The sequence below is a fragment of the Mesorhizobium sp. M0136 genome, from assembly GCF_040322515.1.
Lineage (GTDB): Bacteria > Pseudomonadota > Alphaproteobacteria > Rhizobiales > Rhizobiaceae > Mesorhizobium.
In genome coordinates this window covers 16,658-34,007 of the sequence record NZ_JAMYTP010000019.1, presented here as the reverse complement: position 1 = coordinate 34,007, position 17,350 = coordinate 16,658, and the positions used below count along the sequence as shown (strand labels likewise).

The window sequence follows — 17,350 nt, the reverse complement described above, 5'->3', positions numbered from 1 at the left end:
CGGAGCGTACTTAAGTACGTGAGCACCGGAAGCGCAGGATACCGCCATTTGCAGGCCGGCATCACCTGAATATCAGCACGTCACTTCGGCCTGATGTCGATCGGTGCCTCGATCTTCACCATCTCGAAATCGGAGACCAGGATATCGAGCCGCGCCGTCCACCGGCCGGCGACCGGAATGACGAGATCGTCGACGCGCCAGGTGCCGTCGCCAAGCTTCGTCGCCGGGCGTTTTATCGGCTCGACACCGGAATCGGGCTTTGACAGGACCAGCGTCACCTGCTTGGCGTCGAGCGGGCCGAAATCGCCGGTCATGATGAAGATCGAAGCGGCAACAGGCCCGGTATGGCCGGGCACAATGCTGAGATCGGCCATCGCTTGCAGCGTGTGGATATGCACCGACGCGGGCTGTGCCGCGGCGATCGCCAGCGCGCGCGGCGGCGGCGTGAAGCGCCAGCCGGCGGCAACGCCGAAGATCGCCAGCACGATCAGCAGCTCGATAAAGATCGAGCGGGCCAGCCGCTGCTGGACCTCCGTATTTCCTGCTTCAGCCGGGGCCGTAAGCTTGAAGCGATTGACGGCGGCGAGCGTGAACAGAAAGACGAGCAACACCAGCTTGAGCAGCAGCAGCCGGCCATAAGCGGTATGGACCAGCGCCGACGGCGTTTGCACCTGGATAACGGCGAGCACGATGCCGGCTGCCGCAAGCACGGCCACGACGAACAGGATCGCTCGCGAAAACCGGCGCAGCAACGGCCCGGCTTTGTCCGGCTGCCGTTTCAAGGCAAGACCGAGCGGCGCCAGCGCCCCGGCCCAGACGGCGATACCAGTCCCGTGCAGAAACACCATCGGCCGGGTCAGCCATTGCGGCTCGGCGGCACTGGCATGCCCGCTGGCGGCAAGTGCTGCGCCGACACCAACCAGTCCGGCCAAGGCCAGCGGCTTCGCGTCGGCGGGCGGCACGACCAGCGACAACAGGCCAAGGCCGAACGCCATCAGCGCGATCAGCACCGTCCAGCCGAAGCTGGTGCCGAGCCCGGTCTGCCAGATGACCGGCTGCGCCAGCCGGGCGAGCGGCGCACCGAGTGCATCCAGCCCCTGGAAACCGAGCGACACGAGTGCGGCGGCCAGCCCGCACAGGATCGCAGAGGCGATCATGTTGTGGCCGGATCGGCCGCCTTGCGCCAGCCAGGCCTGCGCAAAGGCACCGCCGACACCGAAAAACAGGCCGATATACAGAAAAACCTTGCCGATCCAGATCGCCGTTCGAAGCCCCCGGTCGACGGCATCGGAGGCGGCCGGCGCGGCACTCGGTGTGCCGACCGAGAACAGCACCGAGCCGCCGACCGGATGCCCGTCGGCGGAGATTACCCGCCAGCCCAGCACATGCGTGCCCGATTTCAGCGCCTGCGGATTGTCGATCTCGACGGTCTGGCCGCTGAGCCGGAAAGAGCTCAGCGGGACCGACGTGCCGTCGGGCCGCACCAGCGTCAGCACCAGCGGCGAAACCGGCTCGCTGAAGGTCAGCGACAGCTGCGACGGGCTCTGCGCCAGCACCGCACCGTCAGCCGGCTCGGCCTTGATCAGCGCCGCATGGGCGAAGGCGGGATCAGGCATGGCAATTGCGGCGAGCAGCACGATGGCGGCCAGCAAGCCAGCCACAAGCCGGCCAGAATAGTTGCCGGCCATGCAAGCTTGCCGCAGGAAGGATGCCACGCTCATCTCACCGCCAAGAGCAGCGGCGCGCCCCTCCGCCAAGGCGCGCCGCCGGAGCTCACTTCCGCGGCAGCAGCTTGAGGCCGGGCGCCGGAAATTCCAGCGCATCCTCAGCCTGCCCCGCCGCCGGAATCTCGATCCAGCGATCGGCAACGCCGTCACATTCCTGCACCACCGGGAAATGCAGCATCTGGCCTGCCGGCAGGTCGGATGCCAGTGTCGCGCGAAAGACGAATTCGTCGTAGAATTCGTCCGGCAGGCTGCCGGCGCTCCAGTCGATCTCCTTGACGCCGCTGGTCACTGCCTGGCCGTAGAGCTGGTAGGACTTCTCGTATTTGCCGTTCTTGACCTGCAGCGTCCAACCCGGCTTCGGCATCGGTTTGACCGAAAGCACCCCTTCCGGAATCTGCACGCGCACGGCGGTCGTCGCCTTGCCCTCACAGCCATGCGGCACCCGAAGAACCGCCTTGTAGGTCGAGCCTACCGCCGCCTCCGGCGTTTCGAGCGTGATGTGGGCAAAGGCCGCGCTGGTCCCGAGGACAAGAAACACGCCGGGCAAAAGAGATTTCTTCATGATGGTACCTCTCGAAGCGGCCAAGTCAGTGGTCGTCCTGCGGCGCCGCGCTGCCGATGCCTTGCACGGCGAATTCAATCTGCACGGGCCCGGCTTTTTCGAAGGTCAGCGTTGCGGAGAACATTTCGCCCTCCTTGGGCTGCCGCTTCAAATCCATGAACATCAAATGATAGCCGTTGGGCGCCAGCGCGACCTTGCCGCCAGCCGGGATTTCGAGGCCGCCGGTGACCGGCCGCATGGTCATGACGCCATTGCTGACGCCCATCTCGTGCAGTTCGGCCTTGGCCGAAATGTCGGAGGTGATCGACAGCAGGCGATCCGGCGCATTGCCGGTGTTGGTGATGGTGAAGTAGCCGCCGGCCACCTTGGCGCCGGCTGGTGTGGCGCGCGACCAGGGGTGCCCGATCTCAAGATCGCCAAGCTTGAACTCGTGTGCCAACACCGTCTGGGCGCTGGCGAACAGGAAGGCAAGAACGCAAAGGGTGATGCCGAGACGCTGCTCGAAACGACCCAGTGCGAAGCGCCTGCGGCTGGATGCGGCAGCGCGAAAAGAGTGAGACATGATTGCTCCGTGGATTTTAAGGGACCGCGCCGACGGCCGGTCGCGAACGATGTCGATAAACGCGCCGGCAAAGGGTTACGCGGCGCGAACCTGAACGGATCAGGCCGTCGCCGGTGGTGCGCGCGGATTGGACGGAGTGCGGGCGCGGGCGAAATCGCGATGCCGGAAGGCCGGCAGGATAAAGGCGATGGTTTCGACGGAAAGGCTGCGAGCCAGGCTCCCGGCGGGATCGGGCGGCGCGTAGACCGCCGAAACGAGGTTGCAGCCAAGCATGCAGCAAGCCGGCATGTGCTGCTGATGCGGATCGCCGGCGGGGAGTTGCGCCGCACCGTCATGGGTGCAGATCGTGTTGCCGAAAGCATCGAATTGCGAGGCGTTCGGCTCGCCGCCTGAAGCAAACGCGCCGAACATCGACTGGAGCACGAAAAGCCACGCCGCGACGAACGCGACCGGCATGCTCCATCGTCTCCGGCGTATGGTCAAGAACCAGCCTCTTCACGCAGCAACGTCAGCTCTCTAGCACGGAGCCGGCGGCCGGAAAATCGCCAAAACGTTGCTGCGGCAACGCAACACAATCACGCGCGTTGCGGCTGCCTGCCCTCGGGAATGGACGTCAGCAGCGTGTGGCGGGCCGATTTCAGGTGCTTGCGGCAGGCGGCGTCGACCTTGGCGAGATCGCGCGATTTGAGCGCGGCGATATAGGCGAGATGCTCCTGGACCGCGACTTCGTTGCGCTCGCGCTCCTGCGCCTTGTTCCACTGGTAGTGGTAGTGGAAGATCATGGCGATGACGTCGTAGAAATCGACGATGAAGCGGTTGTGCGACGCCCGGTGGATCAGCCGGTGAAAGCGCTCGTCGAGCTCGGAGAATTCGTTGAAACGCACGGCGATCTCGCGCGCCAGCAGGCGATGCTCGTTCTCCAGGCGGTCGAGGTCGGCCCAGACCGGGCTGTCCTCGGGCAGAGCGGCAAAGGCTGCGGCCGAGCGCAGTTCGAACATTTCGCGGATCTCGGTCAACTCCAGCGCGAAGGCGCGGGTAAAGCCTTTCAGCACCCAGTGGCTGTTGCGGCGCTTCTCGATCAGCCCAAAGCGCGAGAAGCGGATCAGGAATTCGCGCACGCTGGTGGTGCCGACGCCGATCTCGCGCGCCAGCTCGAGCTCGTTGATCTGCATTCCGGCTTCGGCACCGCTGGCAAGCAGCCGCCGCATGAAGGAACGCTCTATGATCTCGGCCAGCGTGTCGGTTTCTTCCTCGGGGAAGAAATCATCCGGCCGCGGCTCGCGCAGAACGGTCTTGCTGCGCTTGTTCCAGTCGATCAGCCCGGTCTCTTCCATGCGCGCAAGGATAGTGCGGACCGTCGTGCGGCTGACGCCGAGCAGCGTACCCAGTTCCGGCTCCGAAGGCAGGCTCCTGGTTTCGTCGAGCAGCCTCAGACCGCGATTATAAGCGTCCTTGTAAACGTTGTTGCTCTTCGACATCCCCTGCCCCGTGGCGCATTGGCGATTGCGGCCGGTTTGAAGCGTTTCGCGCGCATGAAATCGGAATCGCTTCGCAAAACACCATGCGCAACGCTAGTTTTGGTTGTAGAGCCTACTTTACGCATCCAAAAGACGCGTCGTGCTCTGGCGAAAAAACAATTGACGCAAAAATGTTTTTTCACGATAAAAGACATTATATGTTAAGAGCCGCGTGTCAATCCGCTCGCGCACCCAGGAACACACCCAGGAAGCTCCCGTGAACGCCGCAAACAGCATTCTTCTGTCTCCCGCCGACAATGTCGCGGTCGCCAATGGCCGCATCGAGATCGGCACCGTGCTGCCGGGCGGCGCCGTCGCCGCCGCGCTGATCGAGCCGGGCCACAAAGTGGCGATCAAGCCGATTGCGGCCGGCGAAGCCGTGGTCAAATATGCCCAGGCGATCGGCCGCGCCACGCAGGACATCGCGCCCGGCGAGCATGTCCATTCGCATAATCTGGTCTTCGAAAGCGGGCGTTTGCCCGTGGTGCCGCCGAGCGAGGCGGTGCATGCGACCGAGGCCGACCGCGCCCGCACCTTCATGGGCTACCGCCGCGCCGACGGCCGCGCCGGCACGCGCAACTTCGTCGGCATTCTCGCCAGCGTCAATTGCTCGGCCACCGTCTGCCACGCCATCGCTGACGCGGCGAACCGCACGCTTCTGCCGCAATATCCCGGCATTGACGGCTTCGTCCCGATCGTCCACGGCCAGGGCTGCGGCATGAGCGCCACCGGCGACGGCATGATGGTGCTGCATCGCACGCTGGCCGGCTATGCCCGTCATCCGAATTTCGGCGGCGTGCTGATGGTCGGGCTCGGCTGCGAGGTCAACCAGCTCACCCTATATGGCCAGAAGGGCGTTGCCGCGGGAAAACGTCATTTCAACATCCAGGAAGCCGGCGGCTCGCGCAAATCGGTCGAGAACGCGCTGGTCGTGCTGGCCGAGATCGCCGAAGAGGTCGGCAAGCTTCAGCGTGAGCCGATCCCGGTCAGCGAGATCGTCGTCGGCCTGCAATGCGGCGGCTCCGACGGCATGTCCGGCATCACCGCCAATCCGGCGCTGGGTGCCGCGGTCGACATCCTGGCCGGCGTCGGCGGCATCGGCATCCTCTCCGAAACGACGGAGATCTACGGCGCCGAGCACCTGCTCGCCTATCGCGCCGCAACCCCCGAGATCGCCGCCAAGCTCGACGGCTATGTGAAATGGTGGGAAGACCACGTCGCCAAGCATGGCGCATCCATCGACAACAATCCCTCACCGGGCAACAAGCGCGGCGGCCTGACCACCATCCTGGAAAAGTCGCTCGGCGCGGTCGCCAAGGGCGGCCAGACGCCGCTCAACGGCGTCTTCGGCTATGCCGAAAAGGTCACCGGGCACGGGCTGGTGTTCATGGACACGCCCGGCTACGATCCGGTCTCGGCCACCGGCCAGGTGGCGGGCGGCGCCAACGTCATCGTCTTCACTACCGGCCGCGGCTCCTGCTTCGGCTGCCGGCCGACGCCGTCGATCAAGGTCGCCAGCAACTCGACCATGTACCACGCCATGGAAGAGGACATGGACGTGAATTGCGGCGTCATCGCCTCGGGCGAAAAGACCATTGCCGGTATGGGCCGCGAGATCTTCGAGATGATCGTCGAGACAGCTTCGGGCCGCAAGACCAAGAGCGAGGAATTCGGCTACGGCGACAACGAGTTCGTGCCGTGGCATCTCGGCGCGACGCTCTAGGCCTTACCGTCCGGGAAGTCGCAAGCACCTGACGTGAGCGCCAGGTGTCACAGTTCGTACACCGCCAAAAACGAATGTACATTCCATATTGACTGGTTGATGGAATTAATATTCCATGAGAGATATTGAAGCAGATTGGCAGCGGAGTTCCGACAGAAAAAATCTTCCATCCAGCCATTCGAAGCGGCCATCAAACAGCGCTTGCGCCGACCGAGATGATGCACTATCAAAATACGGTAAATGTTTTTTATTGATAAAGTTCCGTTTGGGCCGCGCCATCCGAATGGAGCTTCCGTAACATTCACCGGGCGACTTAGGGAGGACTCCTAATGAAATTCGTGACCAGCATTCTCAACCGCCGCGCCTTCGTGGCACTCGCAGCCGCCTCGATGCTTGCCGGCGTGATGCATTCGGCTCCGGCATCCGCGGCCGACGTAACCATTCCGATCATCGTCAAGGACACCACGTCCTTCTACTGGCAGATCGTTCTGGCCGGCGCCCGCAAGGCCGGCAAGGATCTCGGCGTCAACGTGCCGGAGCTCGGCGCCCAGGCCGAGACAGACGTCAACGGCCAGATCTCGATCCTTGAAAATGCCGTCGCCGGCAACCCGGCGGCCGTCGTGATCGCGCCGACCGAAGCCAAGGCGCTCGGCAAGCCGATCGATGAGGCCGCCACCAAGGTCAAGATCATCGGTATCGACTCCGGTGCCGACTCCAAGGCCTTCACCTCGTTCCTGACCACCGACAACATCCAGGGCGGCCGTGTCGCCGCTGACGGCCTTGCCGCAGCCATCGGCGAAGCCAATGGCGGCAAGGTCGAGGGCGACGTCGCCCTGATCACCGCGCTTCCGGGCGCCGGCTCGCTCGAACAGCGCGCCCAGGGTTTTAAGGAACAGCTCGCCGCCAAATATCCCGGCCTCAAGCTGGTCGCCGACAAATACGCCGACGGCCAGGCCACCACCGGCCTCAACATCGCCACCGACCTGATCACCGCCAACCCCAACCTCAAGGGCATCTTTGCCTCCAATCTGATCATGGCGCAGGGCGTCGGTCAGGCGATCGCCGAGAACAATCTTGCCGGCAAGGTCGCGCTGGTCGGTTTCGACAGCGACGAGAAGCTGATCAAGTTCCTCAATGACGGCGTCATTTCGGCTCTCGTCGTTCAGGATCCGTACCGGATGGGCTATGACGGCATCAAGACGGCGCTCGCCGCCTCGAAGGGCGAGAAGGTCGAGGCCAATGTCGACACCGGCGCCAACCTGGTCACCAAAGCCAACATGAAGGATCCGAAGATCGACGCGCTGCTCAACCCCAAGCTCGACTGAGCATCGCCACAAGTGAACTGTTTCCGGGGCCTTTGCCCCGGAAACATCCCACTCGCGCCAATCGTCAGACCATCTGGCGGGCCAATCTGGGAGGATTGTCATGATGTCGACGGCGCAGGAACTCCATCCGGCCCCAACGCTGGAACCGGGCAGGACCATCCTCGAACTCCGCGGCCTGGAAAAACGCTATCCCGGCACCCACGCGCTGAAGCCGGTCGACCTTGCCTTCAAAGCCGGCGAGATCCACGCCATCGTCGGCGAGAACGGCGCCGGCAAATCCACCCTGATCAAGCTTCTGACCGGCGTCATGCCGCGCACCTCCGGCGACGTCATCTGGGAGGGCAAGCCTGCCGCATTGGCAACGCCGCATGAGGCGATGGCGCTCGGCATCAATGCCGTGCATCAGGAAGTGGTCCTGTGCCGCCATCTCACCGTCGCCGCCAACATGTTCCTCGGCGAGGAGGATGCACGTTTCGGCATCCTGCAGCAGCGGGCGATGGTCAGGCAGGCGCAGAAGATCATCGACGACCTAGGCTTCGACCTGCCCGCGCATGTCATGCTGGGTGACCTGACCATCGGCCAACAGCAGCTGATCGCCGCCGCCCGCGCCACCGTGCGCGGCACCAAATTCCTGATCTTCGACGAACCGACCGCCTATCTCACCCGCAAGGAGGCCGACCAGCTGTTCACGCTGATCCGCCGGCTGAAGGGCGAAGGCGTCACCATCATCTACATCAGCCATCGCATGGAAGAAGTGTTCGAGCTCGCCGACCGCGTCTCGGTGCTGCGCGACGGCACGCTGGTCGGCACCAGGAACATTGCCGAGACCAATGACGCCGAGCTGGTCAAGATGATGATCAACCGCTCGATCGAACAGGTCTACCACAAGGAGCATTTCACCTTCGGCGCGACCATCGTCGAAGCCAGGAACCTGTCGGGCAAGGGCTTCGAAAATGTCTCGATGTCCGTCCGTGCCGGTGAGATCGTCGGCCTCTATGGCCTGATCGGCGCCGGACGCAGCGAGTTCGTCACCACGCTCTATGGCCGCCACCGCAAATCGGCCGGCCAGATCCTCTGGGAGGGCAAGGAGGTCAAGGTCAATTCCGAACATGACGCGATCAGGCTCGGCATGGCGCTGGCCCCCGAAAGCCGCCGCGACCAGGGCCTCTGCCTCAACCTGCCGGTCGGGCTCAACCTCAATCTGCCGATCTACAAGCGCATCTCGAGCAATCTGCTGATCTCGCGCGCGCAGGAAAAGGCGCAAGCCGATCGCCAGATCGCCGACCTGCGCATCAAGACGCCGACACGCAGCGCCCTGGCCTCCAGCCTGTCCGGCGGCAACCAGCAGAAGATCGTCATCGGCAAATGGCTCGCCCACGGCGCCAAGCTGTTCATCTTCGACGAGCCTACCGTTGGCGTCGATGTCGGCACCAAGGCCGAGATCTACCGCCTGTTCGGCGCGCTGCTCTCCAAAGGAGCCGGCATCATCCTGATCTCGTCCTACCTGCCCGAGGTCTATGAACTCGCCGACACGCTGCATGTGTTCCGGCGCGGCAAACTGGTGGCTACGCACGGGTTTCGGACCGCTGATCACGAGGAGATCCTCACCCAGGCGCTGGCCGAGAAACAAGAAAGACCGGGAGGACGGATATGAGCACCGAGGCGATCGCTGCCGAAAGGCCGAAACGCAACTACAACGCCCTGTTCGGGCTGACACTGCTGGCGCTGCTGGTTCTTTTGTGGGTCATCCTGTCGGTGGCGACGCCGAGCTTCGCCTCGGCCAACAACATCTCGAACCTGTTGCGGCAAGGGTCGATGATCGCCATCCTGGCGGTCGGCCAGACCTTCGTCATCATCACCGGCGGCATCGACCTTTCCGTCGGCGCCGTGGTCGGCTTCGCTACCGTGATCGTCGCGATGCTGATCAACGCCGGAACACCGGTTTTCCTGGCCATCCTGATTACCTTGCTGGTCGGCGTCGCCATCGGCATGTTCCACGGCTTCGGCATCGTCAAGATGGGCCTGCCACCCTTCATCATCACTCTGGCGACGCTGACCTCGCTGCGCGGCATCGGTCTGTTGATGACCAACGGCAACTCGATCTCGATCAACAACGACGCCTTCCAGACGTTCTCGCGCAGTTCCTTCGTCGGCGTCCCCAATCTGTTCTGGATGGTGATCCTGGTCGGCATCCCGGCCTACATTTTCCTGCACCACAGCCGCTGGGGCCGCTATCTGTTCTCGGTCGGCTCCAACGCCGAGGCGTCGCGCCTGTCAGGCGTCAACGTCCAGCGCACCATCTACATGGCCTACACGCTGTCGGGGCTGTGCGCGGCCTTCGTTGGCGTGCTGCTTGCCTCGCGCATCGGCATCGGCAATCCGACACAGGCCGAGGGCTGGGAATTGCAGGCGATCGCCTCCTCGGTGATCGGCGGCACCTCGCTGTTCGGCGCTGTCGGCTCAGTGCACGGGCCGCTGCTCGGCGCCTTCATCCTTGCCACCATCAACAACGGCGCCAATCTGCTCAACGTCAACGCCTTCTGGCAGCGCATCATCACCGGTGTGCTGATCATCGTCATCGTCTATTTCGACGGGCTGCGCCGCCGCGGCAAATAGACCGCCTCCCCACAACCGCCGGCCTCGCGACAGCAGAGCCGGCGGTGCAATGAACCGACTGGATTGAAGCATGAAAGCCGTCGTCTGCCGCTCGCCCGGCGAACTTGTCCTCGAAGATCGTCCGGCGCCTGGCGCGCCGCCCGCCGGCTGGGCGCTGGTCGCCGTCAGCCATGTCGGCATCTGCGGCACCGACTATCACATCTTCGAAGGCAAGCACCCGTTCCTCGCCTATCCCCGCATCATGGGCCACGAAGTTTCCGGCACCGTGATCGAGGTTGGGGAGGGCGTCGATCTGGCAATCGGCGAACCGGTGGTCGTCAATCCCTATCTCGCCTGCGGCAAATGCATCGCCTGCCGGCAAGGCAAGCCGAATTGCTGCGTCAGGATCGAGGTGCTCGGCGTCCACCGCGACGGCGCCATGTGCGAGCAAATCCTGGTGCCGGCGCAAAATCTTTACCCGGCAAACGGCCTGTCGCTGGCCGATGCTGCTGCCGTCGAATTCCTGGCGATCGGCGCCCATGCCGTGCGGCGCTCGCTGGCTGATCCAGGTGCGCGCACGCTGGTCATCGGCGCCGGCCCGATCGGGCTCGGCACGGCGCTGTTCGCCCGCATCGCCGGGCTCGACGTGACGCTGCTCGACATGAGTGCGGAGAGGCTGGGTTTCGCCCAAAGCGAACTCGGCTTCGCGACCCTCGACGGCTCGCAGGGCGCTGCTGCGGACCTGGTGCGGCAAGCAACCGACGGCGACGGTTTTGACATAGTCTTCGATGCCACCGGTAACACCCAGTCGGTGCAGTCGGCCTTCGCCCATGTCGCGCATGGCGGGGCGCTGGTCCTGGTCAGCGTCGTCAAGGACGACATCGCCTTTTCCGATCCCGAATTCCACAAGCGCGAGATGATGCTGATCGGCAGCCGCAACGCGCTGCGTGCCGATTTCGACCATGTCGCCGCCTCGATCCGCAACGGCGCGGTGCCGTTGGCAAAGCTCGTCACGCACCGCACGACGCTTGGCAAAACGCCGCACGATCTTGCCCGCTGGGCGCATGAGAAGTCCGGCCTGATCAAGGCTGTCATTCAGGTCGGATGATGCCAAGGCTGGCGCATCTCAGAGCGCCGATAGTTTGAGCTCGATCCGCTCGGCCGGGAAGCGCGACTCCGAAAACTGGATCGGCTGACCGTCGGGCGTGACGTTGACGGCGACCGTCACCAGCACGATGGCGCCGGGCTGCAGGTCGAGGTCTGCAAGGTCGGCCGCATCCGCATGGCGCGCCGACAGCACCGTCGATTGCCGCAGATAGTCGTCAATGCCGAAGCGTGCCAGCGATGCGGTGATCGAACCGGTTTCCGCCATGGCAGCATCGATGCCGGCAAAGCGCCTGGCATCGAACCAGCCGGCAGCGCGGGACACTGGCATTCCATCGGCTTCGCCGCGCGTTTCCAGGCGTATCACGTCGGCCCCCTTTGCAAGGCCTAAGCTCTCTGCGACACGACGGTTGGCAGGCTCGACCGATGACGCAAGCAAGGTGATATGCCGCTCGGACGCCTGTCCTTGCAATCCCTCCGAAAAGCGGGTGCGGGCGCCGATCGGATATGACAGCCGCCTGCGCGACAGCACAAAGGTGCCCCGCCCCTGCTCTGCCCTGAGCACACCCTCCTGCACCAGCGCTGCAATGGCGCTGCGGACGGTGTGGCGGTTGACGCCATAGCGCTCGGCAAGTGCCACCTCCGGCGGCAACGCCGCATTTTCGGGAAAATCGCCGACGGCAATCGAATGCAGGATCTGATCGGCGATCTGCCGCCACAGCGCGACACCGCTGCGCCGCTCGATGCTGTTGGCTTGTCCGATCATTTTCTGCCCAACCTTTGCGCCCCTCTCTTCTCGCCCTTGTCATGCACCCGTCATAGACACGCATTAGATAATAGGTGTAATTTGTATAATTGTCTATATCAATAGACAAATTTCGATGCAAGGGAGTGTTAACCATGCGAGGACAGGAAGCGCGCGATCAGGCTGAGCGCAAGGCCGTTATGGCAACGCTGGCGCAATCGGCCGGCGACGATATCGTCCGTCTGTGGAACGAAGCCGGCCTGCCTTTTGAGGCGGAACTCCTGCGCGGCCCCGAAACCGGCCTGGTCACAGTGCGTGGCCGCATCGGTGGCGGCGGCGCGCCGTTCAACGTTGGCGAGGCGACGGTCACCCGCGCCACCGTCCGGCTCGCCTCCGGACAGGTCGGCCACTGCTATGCGCTCGGCCGCGACAAGCAGAAGGCAAGGCTGGCGGCAATCGCCGATGCGCTGTGGCAGGACCTGGCTCACCGCAACGAGGTCGAGACCAGGCTCGTCGCGCCCTTGCGGGCGGCACTGGCCGAGGCCCGTGACCAGCGCCGCGCTGAGACGGCGGCGACCAAGGTCGATTTCTTCACCATGGTACGCGGAGAAGACTGATGGACATCGTAACCCAAGCGATCGAAGGCGGCTTTGCCGATCCGGTGTTCGACGCCCAGACGGTCTTCCGCGCAGTGATGGACGCGATGGCGCGGCCGGGCACACTGCAGCCCCTGCCGGTCTTTACCCGTCCACCGACGCCGCTGTCAGCCACCGCGGGCGCCATTGCGCTGGCGCTGTGCGATAACGACACGCCGCTCTGGCTCGACCCCGCCTTGCAGGCTTCGGCGACGGTGAAATCCTGGCTTGGCTTCCATACCGGCGCGCCGCTGGCCAACACCCCGGCCGACGCGCATTTCGCGCTGATCGCCACGCCGGCCGAGATGATGGCGCTCGACGGGTTTTCGCAAGGCACCCAGGATTATCCCGATCGCTCCACGACGCTGATCCTCGAGGTCAGCGATCTTGTCTCCGGCGCTCCGCTGCTGCTCGAAGGCCCGGGCATCGAGAAGACGGCGACGATCGCGCCGGCGCAGATGCCGCGCCATTTCGTCGAGCAATGGAAGCAGAACAACCAGCGCTTTCCGCGTGGCGTCGACATCATCCTCGCCACATCCGAAGCAATTGCCTGCCTGCCGCGCACGACGCGCATCAAGACGATGGAGGCATAGGATGTATGTCGCGGTAAAGGGTGGCGAAGCGGCCATTCGCAACGCCCACAAACTGCTTGCCGACCGCCGGCGCGGCGATCGTTCCGTGCCCGCACTTCGCCTCAACCAGATCGTCGAGCAGCTGGCGCTCGGCGTCGACCGGGTGATGAGTGAAGGTTCGCTCTACGACAGGGAATTGGCGGCACTTGCCATCGTCCAGGCGCGCGGCGACATGATCGAGGCGATCTTCCTCGTTCGCGCCTATCGCACCACGCTGCCGCGCTTCGGCTACACCAAGGCGGTCGACACCGGCACGATGCTGGTCGAGCGGCGGGTGTCGGCGACCTACAAGGACCTGCCCGGCGGCCAGTTGCTCGGCCCGACTTTCGACTACACCCACCGGCTGCTCGATCCCGAGCTTGCCGCAGGCGGCGAAGTCGCCGAGCCGGAGCAGCGTGCCGGCGAGCCGGAAGCCATGCCGCGCGTGTCGGCCATCCTCGCCCGCGAGGGCCTGATCGAATCCGACGGCGACATGCCTGAAGACCATGTCCCCGGCGACATCACCCGCGAGCCGCTCGAATTCCCGATGGCGCGCGACATCCGCCTGCAGGCGTTGTCGCGCGGCGATGAGGGGTTTTTATTGGCGCTCGGCTATTCCACCCAGCGCGGCTATGCGCGCAACCATCCCTTCGTCGGCGAGGTCCGTATCGGTGAGGTCGAGCTGGAGCTCGACGTGCCGGAACTGCCTTTCGCAGTGCCGCTCGGCAGTATCCGCGTCACCGAGTGCCAGATGGTCAACCAGTTCAAGGGCTCGGCCAAGGCGCCGCCGCAATTCACCCGCGGCTACGGCCTCGTCTTCGGCCAGAGCGAGCGCAAGGCGATGGCCATGGCGCTATGCGACCGCGCGCTGCGGGCGGCGGAGTTGGGTGAGGATGTCGTCGCCGCCGCCCAGGACGAGGAGTTCGTCATCTCGCATTCCGACAATGTCCAGGCGACCGGCTTCGTCGAGCATCTGAAGCTGCCGCATTATGTCGATTTCCAGGCCGAGCTCGACCTCGTGCGCCGCATGCGCGCCGAGCACGACGCCCGCGAGAACGCCGGCAAGGCCGAAGAGAAGAGAGAGGCCGCGGAATGACCGCACAACCAACCGACATCGCCACCTACAACTTCGCCTATCTCGACGAGCAGACCAAGCGGATGATCCGCCGGGCGATCCTCAAGGGCATCGCCATCCCTGGCTATCAGGTGCCGTTCGCCTCGCGCGAAATGCCGATGCCCTATGGCTGGGGCACCGGCGGTGTGCAGGTCACCGCTTCGATCATTGGCCCCCTCGATGTGCTCAAGGTCATCGACCAGGGCGCCGACGACACCACCAATGCCGTCTCGATCCGCGCCTTCTTCAAGAAGGTCGCCAATGTCGCTGTCACCACTGAGACGGCGAAGGCGACCATCATCCAGACTCGCCACCGCATCCCCGAGCATCCGCTGAGCGCGGGTCAGGTGCTGGTCTATCAGGTGCCGATCCCCGAGCCGCTGCGCTTCCTCGAGCCACGCGAGACCGAGACGCGCAAAATGCATGCGCTGGAGGAATATGGCCTGATGCATGTAAAACTCTACGAGGACATCGCCAAACATGGCCGTATCGCCACCACCTATGCCTATCCGGTCAAGGTCGAGGGCCGCTATGTGATGGACCCGTCGCCGACGCCGAAATTCGACAACCCGAAAATGCACCGTTCGCCGGCTTTGCAATTGTTCGGCGCCGGCCGCGAAAAGCGCATTTATGCACTGCCGCCCTTCACCGACGTGGTCAGCCTCGACTTCGAGGACCATCCGTTCGAGGTGCAGACCTTCGACCAGCCCTGCGCGCTGTGCGCGGCCGAGAACGTCTATCTTGACGAAGTTATCCTCGACGACCATGGCCGCCACATGTTCGTTTGTTCCGACACCGACCACTGCGAGAAGCGGCGCGAGCAAGGCCATCGCGGCCACCTTGCGCCTGAAACCCCTCTTGCCCTGGAAAAAACGGAGCCGGCGCAATGACCGACGAACCGCTGCTGCGCGTCTCTGCGCTGTCCAAATTCTACGGCTCGCGCGTCGGCTGCGAGAACGTCACCTTCGATCTGTGGCCGGGCGAAGTGCTGGCTGTCGTCGGCGAATCCGGGTCCGGCAAGACGACTTTGCTCAACTGCCTGTCGACAAGGCTACTGCCCAGCTCCGGCACCGCCAGCTACCGCATGCGCGATGGCCAATTCCGCGAGCTCTACCGCATGAGCGAGGCCGAGCGCCGCTTTTTGATGCGCACCGACTGGGGCTTTGTCCACCAGAACCCCGCCGATGGTCTGCGCATGACAGTGTCGGCCGGCGCCAATGTCGGCGAGCGGCTGATGGCGGTCGGCGACCGCCACTACGGAAAAATCCGAGCCACGGCGGTCGACTGGCTGTCGCGCGTCGAGATCGACGAGGGCCGCATCGACGACGAGCCGCGCGCCTTTTCCGGCGGCATGCGCCAGCGCCTGCAGATCGCCCGCAACCTCGTCACCGGGCCGCGGCTGGTGTTCATGGACGAGCCGACCGGCGGCCTCGACGTCTCGGTGCAGGCGCGCCTGCTCGACCTGCTGCGCGGCCTGGTCACCGACCTCGGTCTGGCGGCCATCGTCGTCACGCACGACCTTGCGGTGGCACGTCTGCTGTCGCAGCGCATGATGGTGATGAAGGACGGCCGCGTCGTCGAAAGCGGCCTCACCGACCGGGTGCTCGACGACCCGCGCGCGCCCTACACCCAGCTTCTCGTTTCTTCCATTCTGCAGGTGTGACTATGGCAACCCCGCTCGTTGTCTCCGACGTCGCCAAAAGCTTCACCATGCATCTGCGCGACGGCATCAAACTGCCGGTGGTCGCCGGCGTCTCGTTCGCGATCAGGGCCGGCGAATGCTCGGTGCTCGGCGGCCCGTCCGGCGCCGGCAAGAGCTCGATCCTGAAAATGCTCTACGGCAATTATGCCGCCGATGAAGGCCAGATCATCGTCCAGCACGAGGGCGGGCTCATCGATCTCGCAACTGCCAGCCCGCGCACCGTGCTTGCCGTCCGCCGGCTTACCATCGGCTATGTCAGCCAGTTCCTGCGCACCGTGCCGCGTGTCTCGGCGCTCGATGTCGTCGCCGAGCCGCTGGTCGAGCGCGGCGAGGAGCGTGAGGTCGCGCGCGGCAAGGCACGTGCCTTGCTGGCGCAGCTGAACCTGCCGGAAAAACTCTGGGCGCTGCCGCCGGCGACGTTCTCCGGCGGCGAACAGCAGCGCGTCAACATCGCGCGCGGCTTCATCACCGAGCATCCGATCCTGCTGCTAGACGAGCCGACCGCCTCGCTCGACGAACGGAACCGCGACGTGGTGATTTCCCTGATCGCCGCCAAGAAGGCGGCGGGCGTCGCCTTGCTCGGCATCTTCCACGACCACGACGTGCGCGAGGCGGTGGCCGACCGTATCATCGACGTGACCGCCTTCGCCGCCGGAAAAATCGCCGCATGACGAGGAAACTGTCGGAGGCACCGCTGATCCACGAGACGGCGCAAGTTGAGAACTCGACGCTTGGCCGCTGGACCGAGATCGCCGAGCGCTGCCGGGTTTCCGAAAGCACGCTCGGCGACTATTCCTACATGATGCAGGACTGCGGCGTCTGGTGCGCGACGATCGGCAAATTCGCCAACATCGCCGCCAATGTGCGCATCAACGCCACCAACCATCCGACCTGGCGGCCGACGCTGCACCATTTCACCTATCGCGCCTCGGACTATTGGGACGACGCCGAGCACGAGAGCGAATTCTTCGCCCAGCGCCGCGCCAAGCGCGTCACCATCGGCCACGACACCTGGCTCGGCCACGGCTCGACTATCCTGCCGGGCGTCACCGTCGGCGATGGCGCCGCGGTCGGTGCGGGTGCCGTGGTGTCGAAGGACGTCGCGCCCTACACCATCGTCGGCGGCGTGCCGGCCAAGCCGATCCGCGAGCGCTTCGACCGCCGCACGGCGGAGCGCTACCAGGCGCTCGCCTGGTGGGACTGGGACCATGCAAGGCTACGCGCCGCGCTCGATGATTTTCGGGAACTGTCAGCGGAGGCCTTCCTGGAGGAGTATGGCGGCTAACGGTCGTGAAATGGTGACTAGTGAATGGGGCAGCGGACAGGTTTCGAGGCTCAGGAAAGCCTTTCTTATCACCATTCACCATTCGAGCCTCTCGTGCTGGATTGGCCGCGCCGCTCCAGGCTGTGGGCAGTAACAAAACTGAC

General features: G+C 64.5%; 19 protein-coding genes. 13 read left to right on the top strand and 6 right to left on the bottom strand.

Annotated elements, in window-relative coordinates:
• Nucleotides 1-80: 80 nt before the first annotated feature.
• The 5 genes from NKJ35_RS21955 to NKJ35_RS21935 all read right to left on the bottom strand — a co-directional run bounded on the left by NKJ35_RS21955 (nt 81) and on the right by NKJ35_RS21935 (nt 4,329).
• Complete coding sequence (locus NKJ35_RS21955) at nt 81-1,721, bottom strand: copper resistance CopC/CopD family protein (protein ID WP_352649520.1); 1,641 nt, start codon at nt 1,719-1,721, stop codon at nt 81-83.
• Between the two features lie 52 nt (nt 1,722-1,773).
• Nucleotides 1,774-2,289 (bottom strand): YcnI family copper-binding membrane protein, encoded by a 516-nt coding sequence (locus NKJ35_RS21950; RefSeq protein ID WP_352649519.1) that lies wholly within the window; start codon nt 2,287-2,289, stop codon nt 1,774-1,776.
• A gap of 25 nt (nt 2,290-2,314) precedes the next feature.
• Nucleotides 2,315-2,851: a copper chaperone PCu(A)C gene (locus NKJ35_RS21945; protein ID WP_352649517.1), complete on the bottom strand. Its 537-nt coding sequence runs from the start codon at nt 2,849-2,851 to the stop codon at nt 2,315-2,317.
• A 99-nt stretch (nt 2,852-2,950) separates the two neighbouring features.
• A complete protein-coding gene (locus NKJ35_RS21940; protein WP_352649516.1) occupies nt 2,951-3,307 on the bottom strand; it encodes a DUF2946 family protein in 357 nt (118 codons plus the stop codon).
• Nucleotides 3,308-3,426: 119 nt separating this feature from the next.
• Nucleotides 3,427-4,329, bottom strand: a complete 903-nt coding sequence (locus NKJ35_RS21935) for a GntR family transcriptional regulator (protein ID WP_352649515.1) — start codon at nt 4,327-4,329, stop codon at nt 3,427-3,429.
• A 256-nt stretch (nt 4,330-4,585) separates the two neighbouring features.
• Between NKJ35_RS21935 and NKJ35_RS21930 the strand changes: the two genes are divergently transcribed.
• The 6 genes from NKJ35_RS21930 to NKJ35_RS21905 all read left to right on the top strand — a co-directional run bounded on the left by NKJ35_RS21930 (nt 4,586) and on the right by NKJ35_RS21905 (nt 11,119).
• A complete protein-coding gene (locus tag NKJ35_RS21930; protein ID WP_352649514.1) occupies nt 4,586-6,091 on the top strand; it encodes a UxaA family hydrolase in 1,506 nt (501 codons plus the stop codon).
• 125 nt (nt 6,092-6,216) lie between these two features.
• On the top strand, nt 6,217-6,345 hold the full coding sequence (locus NKJ35_RS21925; RefSeq protein WP_352649513.1) for a hypothetical protein: 129 nt from the start codon (nt 6,217-6,219) through the stop codon (nt 6,343-6,345).
• A gap of 75 nt (nt 6,346-6,420) precedes the next feature.
• The gene (locus NKJ35_RS21920) at nt 6,421-7,416 is read left to right on the top strand and encodes an ABC transporter substrate-binding protein (protein WP_254816763.1); all 996 of its coding nucleotides are present in this window, start codon (nt 6,421-6,423) and stop codon (nt 7,414-7,416) included.
• A 100-nt stretch (nt 7,417-7,516) separates the two neighbouring features.
• On the top strand, nt 7,517-9,070 hold the full coding sequence (locus NKJ35_RS21915) for a sugar ABC transporter ATP-binding protein (protein WP_254816762.1): 1,554 nt from the start codon (nt 7,517-7,519) through the stop codon (nt 9,068-9,070).
• Nucleotides 9,067-10,032, top strand: coding sequence for an ABC transporter permease (locus NKJ35_RS21910; RefSeq protein WP_352649512.1), 966 nt, complete (start codon nt 9,067-9,069; stop codon nt 10,030-10,032). Before NKJ35_RS21915 ends, NKJ35_RS21910 begins: the two co-directional genes overlap by 4 nt.
• Before the next feature lie 70 nt (nt 10,033-10,102).
• Nucleotides 10,103-11,119, top strand: a complete 1,017-nt coding sequence (locus tag NKJ35_RS21905) for a zinc-binding alcohol dehydrogenase family protein (protein ID WP_352649511.1) — start codon at nt 10,103-10,105, stop codon at nt 11,117-11,119.
• Between the two features lie 18 nt (nt 11,120-11,137).
• Here the strand turns inward: NKJ35_RS21905 and phnF are convergent, their stop codons facing one another.
• A complete protein-coding gene (phnF, locus tag NKJ35_RS21900; protein ID WP_352476358.1) occupies nt 11,138-11,881 on the bottom strand; it encodes a phosphonate metabolism transcriptional regulator PhnF in 744 nt (247 codons plus the stop codon).
• A gap of 134 nt (nt 11,882-12,015) precedes the next feature.
• On the opposite strand from phnF, the gene phnG reads away from it, so the two are divergent.
• Genes phnG through NKJ35_RS21865 form a run of 7 tightly spaced genes read left to right on the top strand, consistent with a single transcriptional unit; the run spans nt 12,016 to nt 17,207 of the window.
• On the top strand, nt 12,016-12,477 hold the full coding sequence (phnG, locus tag NKJ35_RS21895; protein ID WP_352649510.1) for a phosphonate C-P lyase system protein PhnG: 462 nt from the start codon (nt 12,016-12,018) through the stop codon (nt 12,475-12,477).
• Nucleotides 12,477-13,088, top strand: coding sequence for a phosphonate C-P lyase system protein PhnH (gene phnH / locus NKJ35_RS21890; protein WP_352649509.1), 612 nt, complete (start codon nt 12,477-12,479; stop codon nt 13,086-13,088). The genes phnG and phnH overlap by 1 nt, the downstream gene beginning before the upstream one ends.
• 1 nt (nt 13,089) lies before the next feature.
• Nucleotides 13,090-14,202 carry a carbon-phosphorus lyase complex subunit gene (locus tag NKJ35_RS21885; protein ID WP_352649508.1) on the top strand — a complete coding sequence of 371 codons (1,113 nt, stop codon included), beginning with the start codon at nt 13,090-13,092 and terminating at the stop codon, nt 14,200-14,202.
• Complete coding sequence (locus NKJ35_RS21880; RefSeq protein WP_352649507.1) at nt 14,199-15,110, top strand: alpha-D-ribose 1-methylphosphonate 5-phosphate C-P-lyase PhnJ; 912 nt, start codon at nt 14,199-14,201, stop codon at nt 15,108-15,110. Before NKJ35_RS21885 ends, NKJ35_RS21880 begins: the two co-directional genes overlap by 4 nt.
• Nucleotides 15,107-15,883: a phosphonate C-P lyase system protein PhnK gene (phnK, locus tag NKJ35_RS21875; RefSeq protein ID WP_352649506.1), complete on the top strand. Its 777-nt coding sequence runs from the start codon at nt 15,107-15,109 to the stop codon at nt 15,881-15,883. The genes NKJ35_RS21880 and phnK overlap by 4 nt, the downstream gene beginning before the upstream one ends.
• A gap of 2 nt (nt 15,884-15,885) precedes the next feature.
• Complete coding sequence (gene phnL / locus NKJ35_RS21870; protein ID WP_352649505.1) at nt 15,886-16,593, top strand: phosphonate C-P lyase system protein PhnL; 708 nt, start codon at nt 15,886-15,888, stop codon at nt 16,591-16,593.
• On the top strand, nt 16,590-17,207 hold the full coding sequence (locus NKJ35_RS21865; RefSeq protein WP_352649504.1) for a DapH/DapD/GlmU-related protein: 618 nt from the start codon (nt 16,590-16,592) through the stop codon (nt 17,205-17,207). The genes phnL and NKJ35_RS21865 overlap by 4 nt, the downstream gene beginning before the upstream one ends.
• The last annotated feature ends 143 nt before the right edge of the window (nt 17,208-17,350 follow it).